General features: G+C 40.2%; 16 protein-coding genes. 12 read left to right on the forward strand and 4 right to left on the reverse strand.

Annotated features, from left to right (window positions below; genetic code table 11):
* The first annotated feature begins 11 nt into the window (after positions 1 to 11).
* Positions 12 to 1514, forward strand: coding sequence for a glycosyltransferase family protein (locus B808_RS00345; protein ID WP_035421231.1), 1503 nt, complete (start codon positions 12 to 14; stop codon positions 1512 to 1514).
* Positions 1515 to 1569: 55 nt separating this feature from the next.
* On the opposite strand, the gene B808_RS00350 is transcribed toward B808_RS00345, so the two are convergent.
* Positions 1570 to 2355 (reverse strand): glucose 1-dehydrogenase, encoded by a 786-nt coding sequence (locus B808_RS00350; RefSeq protein ID WP_035421269.1) that lies wholly within the window; start codon positions 2353 to 2355, stop codon positions 1570 to 1572.
* A 175-nt stretch (positions 2356 to 2530) separates the two neighbouring features.
* Between B808_RS00350 and B808_RS00355 the strand changes: the two genes are divergently transcribed.
* A complete protein-coding gene (locus tag B808_RS00355) occupies positions 2531 to 2878 on the forward strand; it encodes an iron-sulfur cluster biosynthesis family protein (RefSeq protein WP_009166976.1) in 348 nt (115 codons plus the stop codon).
* A 51-nt stretch (positions 2879 to 2929) separates the two neighbouring features.
* Here the strand turns inward: B808_RS00355 and B808_RS00360 are convergent, their stop codons facing one another.
* Both B808_RS00360 and B808_RS00365 read right to left on the reverse strand, forming a co-directional pair.
* Positions 2930 to 3616, reverse strand: a complete 687-nt coding sequence (locus B808_RS00360; RefSeq protein ID WP_009166977.1) for a VTT domain-containing protein — start codon at positions 3614 to 3616, stop codon at positions 2930 to 2932.
* A gap of 123 nt (positions 3617 to 3739) precedes the next feature.
* Positions 3740 to 5869, reverse strand: coding sequence for an AAA family ATPase (locus tag B808_RS00365; protein WP_035421233.1), 2130 nt, complete (start codon positions 5867 to 5869; stop codon positions 3740 to 3742).
* Between the two features lie 320 nt (positions 5870 to 6189).
* On the opposite strand from B808_RS00365, the gene B808_RS00370 reads away from it, so the two are divergent.
* The 10 genes from B808_RS00370 (at position 6190) to B808_RS00415 (ending at position 16782) form a co-directional block, all read left to right on the forward strand.
* Positions 6190 to 7182, forward strand: coding sequence for an LCP family glycopolymer transferase (locus B808_RS00370; protein WP_035421234.1), 993 nt, complete (start codon positions 6190 to 6192; stop codon positions 7180 to 7182).
* 17 nt (positions 7183 to 7199) lie between these two features.
* The gene (locus B808_RS00375; protein ID WP_035421236.1) at positions 7200 to 7934 is read left to right on the forward strand and encodes a cytochrome c oxidase subunit II; all 735 of its coding nucleotides are present in this window, start codon (positions 7200 to 7202) and stop codon (positions 7932 to 7934) included.
* A 92-nt stretch (positions 7935 to 8026) separates the two neighbouring features.
* Positions 8027 to 9214, forward strand: a complete 1188-nt coding sequence (locus B808_RS00380; protein WP_155830441.1) for a hypothetical protein — start codon at positions 8027 to 8029, stop codon at positions 9212 to 9214.
* Positions 9207 to 9989: a DUF4422 domain-containing protein gene (locus B808_RS00385; protein WP_035421240.1), complete on the forward strand. Its 783-nt coding sequence runs from the start codon at positions 9207 to 9209 to the stop codon at positions 9987 to 9989. Before B808_RS00380 ends, B808_RS00385 begins: the two co-directional genes overlap by 8 nt.
* Positions 9990 to 10042: 53 nt before the next feature.
* Positions 10043 to 11161 carry a UDP-galactopyranose mutase gene (gene glf / locus B808_RS00390; protein WP_035421242.1) on the forward strand — a complete coding sequence of 373 codons (1119 nt, stop codon included), beginning with the start codon at positions 10043 to 10045 and terminating at the stop codon, positions 11159 to 11161.
* A gap of 5 nt (positions 11162 to 11166) precedes the next feature.
* A complete protein-coding gene (locus tag B808_RS00395; protein WP_035421244.1) occupies positions 11167 to 12591 on the forward strand; it encodes an oligosaccharide flippase family protein in 1425 nt (474 codons plus the stop codon).
* 80 nt (positions 12592 to 12671) lie between these two features.
* The gene (locus B808_RS00400) at positions 12672 to 13637 is read left to right on the forward strand and encodes a glycosyltransferase family 2 protein (RefSeq protein WP_035421246.1); all 966 of its coding nucleotides are present in this window, start codon (positions 12672 to 12674) and stop codon (positions 13635 to 13637) included.
* Between the two features lie 34 nt (positions 13638 to 13671).
* A complete protein-coding gene (locus B808_RS00405; RefSeq protein WP_051393768.1) occupies positions 13672 to 14736 on the forward strand; it encodes a glycosyltransferase in 1065 nt (354 codons plus the stop codon).
* Between the two features lie 16 nt (positions 14737 to 14752).
* Positions 14753 to 15739, forward strand: a complete 987-nt coding sequence (locus B808_RS00410) for a glycosyltransferase family A protein (protein ID WP_035421247.1) — start codon at positions 14753 to 14755, stop codon at positions 15737 to 15739.
* A 17-nt stretch (positions 15740 to 15756) separates the two neighbouring features.
* Positions 15757 to 16782 carry a hypothetical protein gene (locus B808_RS00415; protein WP_051393769.1) on the forward strand — a complete coding sequence of 342 codons (1026 nt, stop codon included), beginning with the start codon at positions 15757 to 15759 and terminating at the stop codon, positions 16780 to 16782.
* Positions 16783 to 16847: 65 nt separating this feature from the next.
* Here the strand turns inward: B808_RS00415 and B808_RS00420 are convergent, their stop codons facing one another.
* Positions 16848 to 18044, reverse strand: a complete 1197-nt coding sequence (locus tag B808_RS00420; RefSeq protein ID WP_035421250.1) for an ArgE/DapE family deacylase — start codon at positions 18042 to 18044, stop codon at positions 16848 to 16850.
* Between the last annotated feature and the right edge of the window lie 18 nt (positions 18045 to 18062).

Consider the following 18062-nt stretch of genomic DNA (forward strand, 5'->3'; position numbering starts at 1 on the left):
GCTGATGGGCGATGAAACTGAGTGCTTGCTTAAAAAGGCGACTGGCATGGTCGCAAATCATCACGTGGGGTTTTGTAATATGGACCGGGCTAATTTTTTTAGGAGCACTCAATGATACAAATTTTAATCCAGTTGGACTAACGTCGCTGATTTTAACCAGCTTGGGGACGGGGTTCATTTTTGGCTTTGTGATTTGGCGGTTCCAATTAGGTGCTCTAATTAAACGGTATCGCTGGTTCCTGACAGTTGTTGCAGTAGGTATTGCTTTGATTTGGCAGCTACTAGTTGTGACGCAGGTTAGTGCTCCAATAGGTTTTAGTGCGGGAGAATTGCAACGGTCCTTACTCAACCCAGCAGTGGGACAGCACCTACTAGCTAGAAATCCTAGCAACTTTTTTCCGACTTATTTACAGCATTGGTTGTTGGTTCAATTCCACTTAGCACCCAGCTGGGTCAATCTCAATTTAATAAACTTGAGTTTCTTTGATTTTTCGCTATTACTAAATCTCATCAACGTCTTCTTGCTCAACCGCTCCGCCCTAATGCCGTTAATTTGGGTTCAAAGTGGTTTAATGGTCACGATGATTCAAGTCATCGTTCCGGGAGCTGACATTATGGTGCTACCGTTTGTTTCTCTGTTAATGTTGGGTTTTGTTATCAATCGAACGCTCGGAAGGGATGGGCGGCTCAATGGTTGGCAACTGTTAGGCACCCTCGGGTTTAGTTTGGGCGCATTGGGAACGTGGTTGTTAAAACCGTCGGCGCTGGTTTTGCTGGTGGCCATCGCTGGTTGGAGTCTGATGAAATTTTGGACAAGTTCTAAAAAGTGGTCAGTAATTAAAACGGGGCTTTTTAAAGGACTAGTTTTTTTGCTGATTGTGACTTCAGGTGGAGTGGTTGCAAACCAGGTGAAGCAGCATAATGATTTTATTCAAATTACTGATCAACAGGAGCTCCCTCTCAGCCATTCATTGGCATTGGGATTGACAGCACCGGGCGGTTCAAATGTAAACCAAACTAAAAAAATGCGCCAGTTGGCAACAAAATCGGAACGAAATAAATATGCAGAAAAAATTATTTTCCATCAGTTACGAAATTATGGGATGGTGGGTTTAGGTCAATATTTTGTTACCAAAAATTATCATAATACCTCAGATGGAACTTTTGGTTGGTATCGTGGTGATCATCCCTATATTTCAAAACGACCTCAGCATAAATTACAACAACTCTACTATCGAACGGGAACCCATTTTCATGATTACCAGTTTTTAGCCCAATTATTTTGGGTTGCTTGTTTGGGTTTATTAATCTTAGGTTTTCGAGTTACCGGTTCGACCGTCCAGGTGCTACGCTTGGCTTGGATGCTAGGTTTGACCGTCCTCCTTTTGTTTGAAGGTGGTCGTAGTCGGCTGTTAATTCAATTTTTACCTGAATTGTTACTCTTGCTAGGACTAACTTATCAAGCAGCCTGGCAAAAGTTAATGCGGTTGGCACATGTTTTTGTAACTAAATAGGCTTGACTACTGCTGTAGTCAAGCCTATTTAGTTAGTTACAATGGTTGGGGTTGTCTAACCTTGTCCGTCCTTAAACGCAGGGTACAAGGTCATTCCACCATCGATGTAAAGTGAGATCCCAGTTACGTAGCTGGATTCTTGAGAAGCCAGCCAAGCTGCTCCGGCAGCGACTTCTTCGGGGGTTCCCACTCGGTTCATTGGAACCATGCTGACGGTTTGTTGGTAAGTTTTAGCATCGCTAAATTTTTTCTCATTAATCGGGGTGTTGATAGCACCAGGACAAATTTGATTAATCCGAATATTCCTTTCGGCGTATTCCATGGCCGTAGTTTCTGTGAACAATTTTACTCCACCTTTACTAGCAGCATAGCTCGCAAAGGTGGGCCAAGGAATTTGTTGGTGCACCGAGGAGGTGTTAATGATATTACCCTGTTTCCCAGTTTTTAGCCAGTAATCAAGCGCAGCTTTGGTACCTAGAAAGGTACCGGTTAAGTTAACTGAGATCACATTTTCCCAGTCCTGCAGTTCAACCTGGTCAGTCGGAAGTTTCTTCTCCATCCCGGCATTATTACAAAACACATCTAACCCACCAAACGTCTGCACAGCTTTTTGCACAAGGGCATCTGCGGCAGCCTCATCACTAATATCTTGGGCAATGGTCACAGCTTGACCGCCGTTTTTAGTAACGATGGCAGCAGTTTCATCTGCAGCCTGTTGGTTTTTGTGAAAATTAATAACAACGTTCATTTTTTCTTTTCCGAAGCGAGCAGCAATTGCTGCTCCAATTCCAGAATCTCCACCGGTAATTACCGCTGTTTTTCCCGTTAAATCTTGATACATCACCATGTGCTCAACTCCTTGTTAGCTTTATTGCGCTAAGTCTATCATAATTGATGGGTTAAACAAAGGGGCACTCGCAAAAATCGATTGTGAGCAAGATATTTGCACTTCGGAGCACACATGTTACTATATAAAAGTAAGTTATTCGAATTTATCAATCTAAGGAGGAATTATCATGAATTTACAAATTACTGATGAAGCGCTGAAATACATTAAGGAGCGTTTGCCCCAAGCCACTGCGTTCCTATTAACGGCAGACGATGGTTCTAATCAATATTCGGCTGGAAAGGGTAGTGCTTGTAACGTTGGCGATTCCTTTCAAGTAGTTGGGGTTAATCAGGTCGATGACCCCTACACTATCAAGTTTGATTGCGATCAGGAAGCTCGCTTCTATACGAGTCCGAACGACCAAACTTTCTTTGGGAAGGGGCTTAAGGTTGATATGAAAAATAACTGGCTCGAATTGAAAGATAATAGCGGTATTTTAGATGGACAACTAACGACTAATAACGCAGTTAAATAGTAATAGTTTAAAAAGAGCCCCTGTGCTGAGACGTAGGGGCTCTTTTATTTGCTAAAATTGATCATTAACAAGGTTGGTCAGCAACCAATTAGCTGTTAACAGAAAGATTGCTAACAGTAAGACTAAGAGGACTAGTTGAAGTGGATTCCATTTTAATAAAGCGTTGCCACCTAACGCATAGATTAGAGAAACTGGAAAAGTTCCGAGCATCGCCGTTAGTGTAACAAGTGGTCGACCAAAGCGTTGTTGCACATTAGCAGCTTGAATACTTACAAGTGACGAGGGAATGATGGGAATCGAATAACCAATTACTAATCCCATCAACGGATTCTTGATTTTGCGAAGGTGGGTTGCAAAATGATTATTGCGATAGCGAGTTTCAATGTCAGTTTTTAAAAAACTGATTAGTTGAATGGTCACGATGTTTCCCATTCCAATTGCTGTCATGTTAACAATGCTGCCGCCCAAAATACCAAAGCACAGACCGGAGAGAATCCCAAGTAACATTACTGGAACGCCAGGAATGGCGGTTCCAAAAAAGATTAGCAACCAAACAAGGATTAAATCGGACCAGCCGTGTTGGCGGATGGCAGCAACGGCTTGCTGATGCCGATTGGGATTTAGAAATAGTTTAATTTCTGGTTTGTAGCTCTCATAAATTAAAATTAGTAATCCAAGCACGATGATTAGGGCTAGGAGTTTAATCAAGATTAAACGATGCTGGTGAAGTAGCTTCATGAGATCCTTTCTGCAGAAGTCTTGAGGTAGTATGGTTATCATATACCGAGCTGCCTATTTTTGGCAATTAAGAAAAAACAACCCCTTCAGCATGAAGAGGTTGTTTTTTGGAGCTAAATTTAATTATTCTTCAGTTCTAGCCTGAATCTCAATCCCTGTTTTGTCATCGTTTAAGACAGCGGTTAGTTTTTTAACATCTTGGTGGTCGAGATAGAACATCGCAATTTTATCACGTAACTGCTGTTCGATGACTCGTCTGAGCGGACGAGCACCCATGGCCTCGTCGTAACCCTGCTCCATGAGCCACTCTTTAACAGCGGTTGAGACAGTAATTGACATATCTTTTTGCGCTAAAGTTTGATTAAGATCGGTAATCATCAAATCAACAATCTTGCTCAGATCATCTTTAGAAAGATGACTAAACTCAACGATTGCATTGAAACGGTTCAAGAACTCTGGACGGAAGTAAGGCTGGAGCCGATCCATTAATTTCTGGTTCTGATCGTCTGCTTTTGAGAGGGCTTCGTTACCAAACCCAGCATTTGAAGTGGCAATAACAACGGTGTTTTTGAAGTTAACAACATTACCTTGACCGTCGGTTAAGCGCCCATCGTCCATTACCTGTAATAATAGGGTAGTAACCTGCGGATTGGCCTTTTCGATTTCGTCTAGTAAGACAATCGAATAAGGATTTCTTCTTACTCGTTCAGTTAGAGTGTTGCCGTTGTCATTGTAGCCAACGTAACCGGCAGAGGCTCCGATTAATTTTGAAACCGCAGTTTCGTCTTGGTATTCCGACATATCTAGCCGAATGATGGAATCCTGGTTGTTAAACATGTCTTTGGCTAGCTGTTTAACCAATTCCGTTTTTCCTACTCCAGTTGGTCCGACAAAAAGAAATGATCCAATGGGGCGATTACCTTCGTCAAACCCAGCTCGGTTTCTGCGAATAGCGTTAACGACGGCGGTAACAGCCTCGTCTTGACCAATGATATGAGCTTTTAGCCGAGCATCCATTCCCTTGAGCCGTTCCATGTCATTAGCACTCATTTGTGAAACGGGAATGCCAGTCAAACGTTCTACGGATTCAGCAATGTCAGCAGGCTGAGCAATGGGAGTCTCTGACTGATCCGATTCACTGCTTAGTTGTGCCTCTAGCTTGGAAATCCGTTCTTTATCTTTGGCAGCGGCCTCATAGTTTTCGGCCTTAGCATCTTTTTCTTTTTGCTGTTTAGCTGCTGCTAACTCTTTTTCTAAGCTAACTTTATCAGTGACTGGATGTTTAGCAGCCAAGTGGGCAGCCGTCATATCAATCAAATCAATGGCTTTATCGGGGAGCGATCGCTGTGGAATGTATTGTTCAGAGTAGTCAATTGCCGCTTTTAAGACGTTATCTGGCAATTTGACTTGGTGGTGATCCTCGTATGATTTGCGAATTCCCTGCAAAATGGCGAAAGTAGTTTCTTTGCTAGGGGCATTAACAGTTACGTCATTAAAACGACGAGCTAACGCAGCGTCCTTCATGATGGTGTTGCGGTATTCATCTTGGGTAGTAGCACCAATGATAGATACTTCTCCGCGAGAAAGGGCTGGTTTTAGCATGTCAGAAAGTCCTTTGCCACCGTTTTCATCGCCAGTTGATCCAGCACCAACAATCTGATGAATTTCATCAAAGAAGAGAATGACATTTTTACGTTCCTGCACTTCTTTAATGAGGTTTTGGACGTTCTTTTCATAAGAGCCTCGGTACTGAGTACCCGATTCTAGTGCCGAAAGATCGATGGAAATGATATCCTTGTCCTTAATGGCAGCAGGAACATCGCCACCAACGATTTTTTGCGCCAACCCTTCGACAATTGCAGTTTTACCAACACCAGCATCACCTACTAAGATGGGGTTATTTTTAATTCGTCTACTCAAAATCTCAGCAGTTTCTTGAATTTCCTGATCTCGACCAATCACTGGATCGAGTAAGTCTGCTTTGGCTTCTGTGGTTAGATTACGACCAATTTGATCTAAATAGCTTTTATTTTGTGGTTTATTTTCCAAGGGCTGATTCTGATTGTGGCGTCCGGCTTGTCCAGGAATTCGACCGGTACGGCGCATCTCAGCAACCTGTTCAGGAGTTAGCTCATGTCCATTAACTGTGTAACGGGTATTAGCATCATTCCCAACGTTTCCAAAAAAGCTGTTGAAAATATCATCCATACCATTGCCACCAAAGGGGTCGTTACCAAAATTATTGTTTGCCATAAGTAATCCTTCTTTCTCAATTTAATTTCAAAGTGATTGTAATGTTTCACAACCATTCCTTGATTTCAAGATTAATTATAACCCCTCAAAGTGAATAATGAAAGTGTTTTACCTCATAAAGTCAAAAAAGGTCAAATTTTGTGAAACATTAAAATGTAAAAACCCTGCTGGATAACAGGTATTAGAGGACGGGCAGCTTTTACGATCGTGAATCACTGGGATGTTCAAATATCAATAAAGTTGGTCGCATTTTGTAAAATTGAGTTAGTTTTGGTAGACTTTAATTATTGTGAATATGATCTTTATGAAAAGAGGAAACCATGGCAGATAGTCGAATCCAACGTGACCAAGAACGACACCAACGGTCACACAAGCTCAGGAACACGATTCTCATCATTATTGCAGTTATCTTGATTGGTGGCGGTTCCTTTGCAGCTTATAAGTATATGATGCTGAAAAATGCAGCTGATAAATCTTACAAGAGTGCTGGAATCGAGAAGGAACGAAATACGGATGCCTTACTTCGCCAGAAAAAACCGATTTCAATCCTATTAATGGGGACTGATACGGGAGAACTTCATCGTAGTTATAAGGGACGGACTGATACGATGATGGTGGTCACGATTAATCCGAAGACGGAAAAAACTTTAATTACTAGTATTCCTCGGGATACAGCGGTTAACATCCCGGGTTATCCGGCCCAATCACCAGCCAAAATTAACGCTGCCTATGCTTATGGTAGTGCTAAAACTTCGATCGAGACGGTGCAAAAAATGCTTAACATCCCGATTGATTATTATGCTCTGATTAATATGCGGGGCTTGGTCCAAATTGTTGACCAAGTTGGCGGGGTAACGATTAGTCCTCTTCTAACCTTTGACTACGAGGGCTATCATTTCGAACACAATCAGCCAACTAAAATGGATGGTAAAAAGGCCCTCGCCTATTCGCGGATGCGATATAGTGATCCCTTGGGAGACTTTGGTCGAGAACAACGCCAGCGTCAACTTTTACAGACGATTGTTAACAAAAACGGAGCAGTTTCTTCAATCATGAATCAGGGCTTCATCAATTCGCTTTCAAAAACCACGCAAACGGATCTAACTTTTGGTGATTTGACTAAGATTGTTGCCAAGTATCATGATGCTCGTAGTGAGATTCAGGAGACGTATCTAAAGAATCAAACTGGACGGGAAATTAACTATCAAGAAATGGAAGTGACCCCACGGTCTGAACTACAAGCAGCTACCAACAAGATTCGTGAAAGTTTAGATCTTCCTTACAAAGAAACTGGAAGCATTGCCATACATTAGATTAGGGTGGGATTAAAGTGGAATATTCAAAAGTAGATTATTTAATGTTTAAACTAAGTCACCTGTTCGATGGGAAAATCTTTATTTTATTGGTTGCTTTGATTATTATTGCTGGAGTGATTGTGTTTTTCACTTATGATTACCGCAATAATGGACCATTTTTAGCTGAGGAAGCGGATCGAAAAAAACAGAAGGGTCATTCTAAAAAGATCAAACGGACGGAGTTACTTTTGGCAATTATTCCAATTGCAATGGTTTTGGTCTTATTTGGTTGTCGAAAAGCTTTCTCACAAGCAGCAGCGCCTGACCAGTTAGTGGCTGGTGAAAAAGTTAAGACGGCTGCGGTTGGACGAGTTGCGGTGATTGACAGTAATTTAGGTAAAATAAAAATAGTTAACCAAAAGTATCATCTAAACAATCCCATTATTGCGCAGGTTAATAATCAAGCCATCTCACCAGAATCTGATTATATTCCGCCTTTTGGTGGAACTACGATTAGTAATAAACAGTTTTTGAACTTGCAGGTCGGTGATTATGTCAAGATCAAGGTTAGACCACTCGAATATAAGTATCGTAACCACGCTGATTATGCTAAGGATGACAAAATGGTTACCAAGCTAAGCGTTATTAATAGCGCAAATGTAAACGGTGCGGTGATTAAGGTTCAGCAACGCCAGCTAACTAATCGGGAAATCTCCCAACTTAATCCAGAACAGCCCGTCAATAGACCACAAACTGTTTCGAACTATTAAACGATAGTTTAGGAACTGTTCTTTGTGGAGAGGAATCGCAATTCATGATAACTGATTTAATAAAAAAAAGAGACAGTAATAGAATGATCCTTTTGAGAGAAAGATTAGTTTGTACTTTCTTTGGAATTTATACATTTCTAATGTTCTCTTCATTGGTATATGCGAACTGGATTAAGCCATATGATTTTATGTTCAGTCCGCTTCCTAAAATTGCTGCCATTGTTTTAATCGTTGGGTGTTGTTTAAGCGTGCTCATGAGAACAGCTAGCCAATCTTACTTTGTGTATTTTTTTCTAATTTTTCTAGGCCTGTTGGTAAAGCAAGTCTCAACCCTGGCATTCCCGCTGTGGGTTTTTGTCATGCTTTTAATGGTTAGCAAGGTTGATTTCAGTAAATTAGTTAAAGTTTTTTTCTATGTGAATGGGAGCTTAACCTGCGTCACAATTGTGCTCGGGTATTTTAATTTAATTCCAACGTTTTTTTCACCTCGTGGAATCGCTCCAGATGGGACCGTTTTGTTACGGCAAGCGCTTGGATTTAACTGGGTAACACTACCAGCACAAGTCTTTTTTTACCTGGTGCTAGCCTACATCATGATTAAAAAAGGGAAACTTAGTTTTTCTGCTTTAGCTATAATTTCGGGAATAAGTTTGTTCTTGTATGTCGAAACTAATACGAGAAATCCATTTATTTTAGAAATTTTGATTGTGTTGATTTTTTTACTACTAAAGAGTCCCTTGCACCACTTCTTAATGCGGATTTTTCACAGTAAATTGTTTGGTTGGACGGGTATCTTGATTTTCCCAGTACTAACTTTTCTATCAGTATTTTTTGCCACCATTGGAACTAATGGTGGTTTTATGAAAATTTTTGATCACTTGATGTCTGGAAGATTTGCATTAGCACATCAAGGGGTCGAGCGATATGGTATTAGTCTATTTGGGAAGCAAATCATTTTTAATACTTACCGTCCTGATCGCCCCCTCCGCGGGAGTTACTTCTATCTAGATAATTCATATATTCAGTATCTCTTGAATTTTGGGTTAATTATGCTGTTTATTATTATCTTGCTAATTTCACTTGCACTTTACGTGCAGTATCAGGGCAAAAAATGGTACGTATTGTTAATTTTTATTTTAATTGCACTTCATAGTTTTAGCGATCCACAGTTGATTTATCTACAGTATTCTCCATTCATTTTGATTATTGATAGTGTAATCGATCGGGTTCGATTTGATTTTCCAAAAAAGGTGCACTGGAGGATGATCAGCAGTGAATAATAAAATCTTAGTAGCCACGCACAAGGATGCTCCCATGCCGACTGATCCCGTCTATCTTCCGGTTTTAGTTGGTGCGGATTTTAACCAGGTTGATAGTCGCAACTATCAACCTGATAATCAGGGCGACAATATTTCGGCACAGAATCCCAATTTTAACGAATTAACCGCACTTTATTGGGCTTGGAAAAATCTGAAGCAAGTTGATGCCGTGGGGTTAGTACATTATCGTCGATTATTCAGCACAGGACATCAACGCTCATTGGAGAAAGTTTTGAGTACAGCTCAAGTTGAAAAACTGTTAGCAAAGGCACCCGTGGTAGTCCCCAAGCGACGCCACTACGTTGTAGAGACGATTTCTTCGCATTACGTGCATTCACACTATAAAGAGCCCCTCATAATGACGCGAGAGGTGATTGCTGAGCAAACGCCCCAGTATCTGTCAGCTTTTGATCAGGTAATGAAGAGACGATCAGCGCATATGTTTAATATGTTTATTATGAAAACCAGCTACTTCAACGATTATTGTGAGTGGTTGTTCGGAACGTTATTTCAAGTACAGGCACGAATTGATATTAGCAGCTACTCGGCACAGGAAGCACGGGTTTTTGGATATCTATCAGAGATATTATTGGATGTGTGGCTAACCACTAATCAGGTTAGTTATGTAGAGTGCAATTGGATTCAGTTGGGGGACCGCCAGTTGGTCAAAAAAGCCATTGGATTTTTAAAGCGTAAATTTGCTAGTGATGTCGGTCAGGATGTTACGCACTACTAATTGATTGGTATAATTAAAACTAGGTACGATTTGAAAACTTTGAGGAGAAACTAATGACAGATTATTTGGTGGTTGGCTCAGGACTCTTTGGATCAACTTTTGCATACGAAGCAGCTAAGCGTGGGCACCACGTTGAGGTGTTAGAAAAACGTTCACACGTTGCCGGAAACATCTTCACTAAAGAAGTTGAAGGAATTCAGGTTCATCAGTATGGAGCCCATATTTTCCATACCAAAATGAAAGATATATGGGAATATGTACACCAGTTTGCTGAATTTAATAACTATATTAATAGTCCGGTAGCGAATTATAATGGTGAAATCTACAATCTACCCTTTAATATGAATACTTTTAATAAATTATGGGGAGTACAAACACCAGCGCAAGCTCAAGCAAAAATCCAAGAACAAAGGGAGCACGCCAATGTTCCGGCCCGGCCTACTAATCTAGAGGAACAGGCTCTTTCGTTAGTTGGTTCTGACATCTATGAAAAATTAATTAAAGGCTACACAGAAAAGCAATGGGGTAGAAAAGCAACGCAACTTCCTTCGTTTATTATTCGTCGAATTCCCGTACGGTTTATTTATGACAATAATTACTTTAGTGACCCCTATCAGGGAATTCCAATCGGTGGGTATACGCAGATTGTTGAAAAAATGCTGGCAAATGATTTGATTGACGTTAAATTGAATACGGATTTTTTTGCCGATAAAGAAAAGTATCTAAAATCTGGAAAGCGGATCATTTTCACGGGAATGATTGATCAATTTTTTGATTATCAATTGGGCGAATTGGAATATCGGAGTTTGCGCTTTGAAAGTGAAGTACATGATGTTGATAATTTCCAAGGGAATGCAGTGGTAAATTATACTGATGCTGAGACTCCTTTTACCCGTGTGATTGAGCACAAACATTTTGAATTCGGCAAGGGAAATAAGGGTAAGACGGTTGTTACTCATGAATATCCGAAGACTTGGAGTCGTGGGGATGAGCCTTATTATCCGATTGATGATAAAAACAATCGCAGTTTGTACAAAAAATATACAGAATTAGCGACCCAACAAGCGGATAATGTTGTTTTTGGGGGTCGGCTTGGTCAATATCGGTACTATAATATGGATCAGACCATTATGTCAGCCTTACGATTAATTAAAACTGAGTTTGGGGATTAGCCAAGATGCGCGTCGTTAAAAATTATTTATACAATGCTGCTTATCAAATTTTTGTTTTGCTAGTACCATTGCTGACCACACCTTATTTGGCACGGGTTTTAGGTCCGCAAGGGGTTGGAATCAATGCCTTTACCAATGCAACGATTCAGTATTTCATTATTTTTGGAAGTGTCGGAGTAGCTCTTTATGGTAATCGGCAAATTGCCTATGTTCGTGGTGATCGCCAGAAATTAACCAATACATTTTATGAGATTTTTTTGATGCGAATGATTACTATTGGAATAGCCTTTCTGGCCTTTTTTGTTTTCCTGACCTTAATTCATAAAAACCAGATTTATTATGTGGCACAATCATTTTCATTATTAGCAGCTGCCTTTGATATTTCTTGGTTTTTCCAAGGGGTTGAGAACTTTGCAGTTACAGTTTTACGAAATTTTGTTGTAAAGATCATTACGTTGATAAGTATTTTCACCTTTGTCAAGTCCTATCATGACCTAGCACTGTATATTTTAATTTTGTCGTTGTCATTGTTAATCGGTAATCTAACGCTTTTCCCTAGTTTAAAGAGATATATTGGCAAACCTGATTGGGCTAACTTACACTTGTTTCAACACCTTGCTCCTTCACTCGTTTTATTTGTTCCAGAAATTGCGACCCAAATTTATCTGTACGTCAACAAAACGATGTTGGGAGTCTTTACGAATTACACACAGGCGGGCTTTTTTGATCAGTCCGATAAGATTGTGAAGCTTTCTTTGGCGGTGGTAACGGCGACTGGAACTGTAATGCTACCGCACGTTGCTAACGCATTTCAGCGAGGCGAACTACAGCAGGTTAAAAAATATTTGTATACTACGTTTGAATTTGTGACCTGTTTGGCAGTTCCGCTGACATTTGGAATTGCGGCGGTGGCCCATTCCTTTGTCCCCCTGTTCTTTTCGCCAAAGTTTATGCCAGTAATTCCGTTGATGATGTTAGAATCAATAGTTGTGTTATTGATTGCTTGGAGTAATGCGATTGGGGTTCAATATCTGGTTCCGACTGGTCAAAATCGAGCTTATAATTATTCGGTTATTTTAGGTGCGTTGGTAAACATTTTTGCAAACGTGCCCTTGATTTTACTGTGGAGTTCCGTGGGAACAGCCCTAGCAACGGTTATTTCTGAAGTGGTCGTTACAGGGTATCAATTGTATGCGATTCGAAATCAGATTAATTTACGGCAACTTTTTGCCGGTTATCTCAAATACTTAGTGGCCGGGTTAGTCATGTTCATAATAGTGTTTTGGCTAGATTTGCGGTTGCCAGACACGTGGTTAATGTTAATGATTGAGATTATCGTTGGGATTTTGACTTATCTCATTTTGATTTTAATTTTGCGTCCAAAATTAATAGACAGATCCCTTAGCATGATTAAAAATCGGCTAGCATAGGATTATGAAAGGCATTCCAAGGAATGTCTTTTTCGATAATAACCGGTTTTTTGATCAATGAGGGGTAGGAGGATGGCACTTTGGATAAATATGATGTTAGCTTTATTGTTACCACTTATAATTCTGTAAATACGCTGGAACGGCTGTTTACTTCAATTGTTGAGCAACGTGCCAAGCCTTCATTTGAAGTTGTTTTTGTTGATGATGGGTCCACTGATCAGACTGGTCAGTTGATTAAGCACTATGTTACTCAGTATCCAAATGTAAGTGCTTATTTTCAAAGTAACCAAGGGCCATCAGCTGCTCGTAATCGTGGCATTGCAGCAGCGGCAGGAACGTTTGTTACTTTTGCTGATGACGATGATGAATATGCTCCATCATTTCTTCATGATGCCTGGCAAGCTAGTGCTACCAAAAAACTGGTCATCACTGGAATTAGCAGGATTACTGGGGCTCATCAAGTAGAAGAACAGACAAAACCAGCGACGCAGGCAGCGACGAGTAAGACTAAACTGTTGCAGGCTTATCTGGTACATAATCAGGAAATGGACGTCGGCCCTTGGGCCAAATTGTATGATAGACAGCTGTTACATGACCAACAGCTGCGCTTTGCGAATCAAGGACGATTCGAAGATAGCTTGTTTAATTTATGTTTTCTAGAACAGTTGGAGCCAAATGAGATTGGTTTTGTTAATAAACCAGAGTACTTTTTATATAAACGATCTGGATCTCTGACAAACTCCTATGAACCGGAGCTAGAGAAAAAATGTACAACTTATGTTCATCAAGTTGCCAAGATCGTAGGAAACCCGGATCTTCCAGCATATTTTTCTAGTTTTGAGTTACGCATGGCTCTGTATTTTATCAATCGAAATATTTTAACCAATCAGGATTGGTCTGCCCGTGCTCAATCAGAAGTTTTGGGAAAGAGAATTACTATCCAAGCCCTTCGGTTTTTAACCAAACAGTATCAAGTAGCAGCAATGCTCGCATTTATCTTTCCACGACTTTATATTAGAATGTATAAGAAAAGGAACGGAGTTTGATGGCTGACGGTATGATAAGGACGAGGAACTTTTAATGAAGAAGCAGCAGATCGCATTTGTTTGTAATATTGATCCCGGTGGCATTACAACGGTTATTTCTCACTTAGCTGCGAGTCAATCTATCAAAAAAGAATTTGAATTATCTCTCTTTGTTTTTAAAAAATCTAGTTATCACAGTAAGGTGCAGCAACTTAAAAAACAAATGGCAGTCGATAATCAAGGGACGACAACCCTAATTAAAAATGTCTTTAGGCTGACTAGTTTTTTACGATCCTATCAAGGCGCAGCGGTCGTTTTCCTAGGTCCATTACAAATTTTAATTGCCCGAATCATTAAAATAATGTTTCATAAGAAGTATCAAATTATTTCATGGTTACAGGTTTCAGCAGCTGATCCAGGGATTGGAAATAAAATCCGAGCGCTCAAATGGGCCGATCAACATTTAGCGATTTCAACGGGAATTAAGGATGAATTAATGCATTTAGGCATTGCTGAACGTAAAATCCAGCTAGTTTACAATGCGGTCCCTAGGAGGGAACGTACAATTCGTCCTAACCCCAAGCAGTGTACTTTGGTATACATTGGGAGAATTTTTCTTGATGGTCAAAAGAACTTGCGAGGGTTGTTAACTGCGCTAGAAAAGGTTCCAGGAAATTGGGAGTTGCAAATTTTTGGTGATGGACCTGACTTTATGGATTTGCAACAATTCATCGCCCAAAGTTCCGTACTTGGTAAGCGAGTTAAATTAGCAGGGTGGGTTGCGGATCCATTTGGTGAATTACAATCTGCAAATGCGTTGTTATTAAATTCAAACTATGAAGGCTTTGGTCTGGTTTTAGCAGAAGCCATGAGTTATGGAATCCCTTGTTTGTCAACGGATTGCCCGGTTGGACCTAATGATATTATCAAGGATAATATTAACGGGTATTTGTACCCGATTTCTGATTATCAACAGTTTCAGCAAAAACTAGCGACCATCGTTAATGGGAAAAAAAGATTCGTTCCAGCAGAAGTTAAGGCATCAATTGCTTTTTTATACGATGATCAATATGATCGTCGGTTTATTCAAGCATTACGGCGCATGTTATCTAATAGCTAAGAGAAGGGGGGACAAGATGAGTACAGGGAAAGTTGATGTAATTATCCCGGTTTTTAATGGGTCCCAATATCTAAAAGAATGTTTAGACTCAATTGAATCACAAACATACCGAGAAATTCATTTGATTATCGTTGATGATTACTCAGATGATGATTCGATTGAGATTATTCATCAGTATCAGCAACGTTCAGCCTGTCAGGTGACGTTGTTAAAAAATGATAAAAACATGGGAGTATCGTATTCAAGAAATCGGGCTTTAAAATACCTTGAAGGTCAGTACGTCACTTTTATCGATGCTGACGATGTCTTAAAGCCACACCATTTAGCAACCCTTGTGAACTGCCTAAAATCATCGCCGGCACGGATGGCTGTCACAGGCGGTGGGAGTCATTTAATTATTAATCCCAAAAATATTAAGCGAACTAAAACATACGCTTTTTCAGATGGTCTTTGTGAAATTCTTGGTGCTCGCGGGGTTGAAGGTTACCTTTGGAACAAGATGTTTTACGCCGAGGATTTACAGCGTTCAGGGATTGAATTTGATAATGATATTTTTATGGGGGAAGACTTGCTGTTTGTTTGTGAGAACTTTTTGTTTTTGCGAGCACCACTAATTTATCATCCGCCGGTAACCTATTACTATCGACCTAACCAAGCAAGTGCAATGCGTAAGCAATTGGATAAAAAGGGAGTCATTGCCAAGGGAGATAATTGGTTAGTAACCTACCGAAAAATATTTAAATTATTACAACCGCAGCGTGCTAAGCTTGATCAGAAAGTGATTGATTTGGCGACAACTCAGTATTTAGCTTCAATTAACGATTTAATTAGCAATTTGGTTGAGGTGGGTGAACTGCAACGAGCGCGACAGTTTCAATCGGAGTATTTTAAATTTCGAAAGCACTTAGTGGCTAGAGTCATGTTAAGCCCCTATTTTTCAATCAAACGTAAGGTAAGCATTGCGCAAAAAGTGCGTAGAAATTATTTGTTGTTTAAAAAATAGAATTTTTGGTGAGGTTAATGGCTAGATATATAATTGATGTGGCAAGAAGCGAATCAAATGACGGTGATCATAAGCCCAAACTCGATGTCAGCCGAATTTTGCATAACCAGCTTGGTTTTACAACGATTTATTTAAAAAAATACCAACATAGTAAAATTGATCAACATTTTTTGATTGATCACCGAATTCATGCTAAATTAGCTGGACTCAAACTAAATTCTAATGATGTAGTGTTAGTTAATTATCCGCTCTACAGTGGTGCTAAGTTTTCGACACATTTATTAAACTATTTAAAAGAGCATCGAGTCCGAACGATTGCCTTAATTCATGATTTAGATTCCCTCCGATTTGCATGGAGTATTTTTGGGACATTAGAGCAAGAAGCGGCATATTTGAATCAGTATGATTACGTAATTACGCACAATCAACGGATGACTGCGAAACTCCAATCAGTTGGATTAACGACCGAGACGGTCGAGCTAGAATTATTTGATTATTTAAGTAATGCCAAAAGCCAAACTAATTCGGAAAGCTATAAAAATAATTTAACCTTTGCTGGTAATTTAAATAAGGCAACTTTTTTACAGGATTTCCAAGTCCATGCTCCCCTGCATGTTGATTTATACGGTAAAACTAATAATCCCCAGCAGCTAGAAGCATCTTTAGATTATCATGGAAGCTGTTCACCAGAAGAACTAGCAAGCAAAATGGGCCATGGCTTTGGGCTAGTCTGGGATGGAAAGCAAACTAGTGAAATTTCTGGATTGTTTGGGAACTACTTAAAATATAATAATCCATATAAAGTATCCTCATATTTCAGTGCTGGGATGCCTGTCATTGTCTGGGAACAAGCAGCAATTTGTGAGTTTGTTAGGAAAAATAATGTTGGTATTAGTGTTGCTGGTTTAGGGCAGCTCCAGGAAAAAGTTGCTCAAATCACTTCCTCTCAGTTTACTGATATGCTACGAAACGTGAAGCACATCAAGCAAAAAATTAACGCTGGTGAATATATTACTACTGCAGTTAGTAAATGTATGGAATAGTTGTGAAAAAAAGCTTGCATTAAAAATGCAAGCTTTTTTTGTCAACGTAATGGTGGTAAAAGTGATTAACTAAAGTACTGGTTAAATAGTTCGGTATAAATCTTAATGAAATTTAAATATACCCTCTTAGGAATTTGCTCATTGGGCATGTGCGAGCTACCATTTCCGGGACCAAAAATTAGAAAAGGAAAATCAGCTGGTTTATGACGCATCAGATTGGAGGCATCGGTAATTCCTGGGCAGGGTTTAATTGGAATTGTTTTCCCGCTAATGCGCTCGCCAATTGTTTGCGCTAGCTTAATTAAACTTGAATCGGCAGGAGCAATCACGGCGGGTTCATCCATCAGCACTTCCAAATCGATCAAGGGTTTGTTGGGATTTTTTGGAACGAGCTGGCTTAGCATTATATCAGTATTGTTGTTTTTAACAACACTTCGGTGAGCAATGATTGCTTGAATCTTTTTGATAGCATCGGCGCCCGTAAATTCTGGAATCGTCCGAATATTGATACCAGCTGTCGCTTCGTCAGGAAGGGAATTGATTTGAACGCCACCTTTGATGAGATTGTTATTAATGGTGACGCTCCCCAACGTGTCATTTTGGGGCAGCTCTGGGCTTCGAAGTTGTTGATTTGCTGCAACTAGAATGTCTAAGAGGGGATCAATTGCATTGAAGCCTAGGTCAGGAAAGGAACTGTGGGCGGCTTTGCCACGCGAAGTTAACTTGAGGTCTAATGACCCCTTTTCGGCATTGGAAATGTAGCCGGCAGATGGTTCCGCTACTAATAGCGCCGTAGCATCCTGCATATAACCGTCATGGTAGAAGTCATGTGACCCATTTTCTCCGATCTCTTCGCCATAGGTAGCCAGGAATCGGACGGTTCCGTGATTTGTGGGGAATTTCTCATGAAAGTTAATCAGGGCAATGGCTAACGCCGCTAATCCGCTTTTCATGTCAGAAACACCACGTCCATATAATATTTGGTTTTTTTCTGTAAGCTGAAAGGGGTTTGTTTTCCACTTAGTGCGGTCCCCGGGATCGACTACATCAAGATGGCCAGTAACAACAAGCACTGGCTGCCCACTACCAACTTCTGCGACAAGGTTGGCTCGCTTTTCATCATGAGAGATAACTTTCGCAGGAATATCATATTCTTGAAAGAGATTGGCAAGCACCTCTGCAACCCGTTTCTCTTCGTTGTTAACCGAAGGAATTTGAACTAAATCGGCCAAAATTTGGCAAGCTCTTTGATTAGTAATCATTGAAATAAGGCACTCCTT

The sequence above is a fragment of the Fructilactobacillus florum 8D genome (genome assembly GCF_000512295.1).
Taxonomy (GTDB): Bacteria; Bacillota; Bacilli; order Lactobacillales; family Lactobacillaceae; genus Fructilactobacillus; species Fructilactobacillus florum.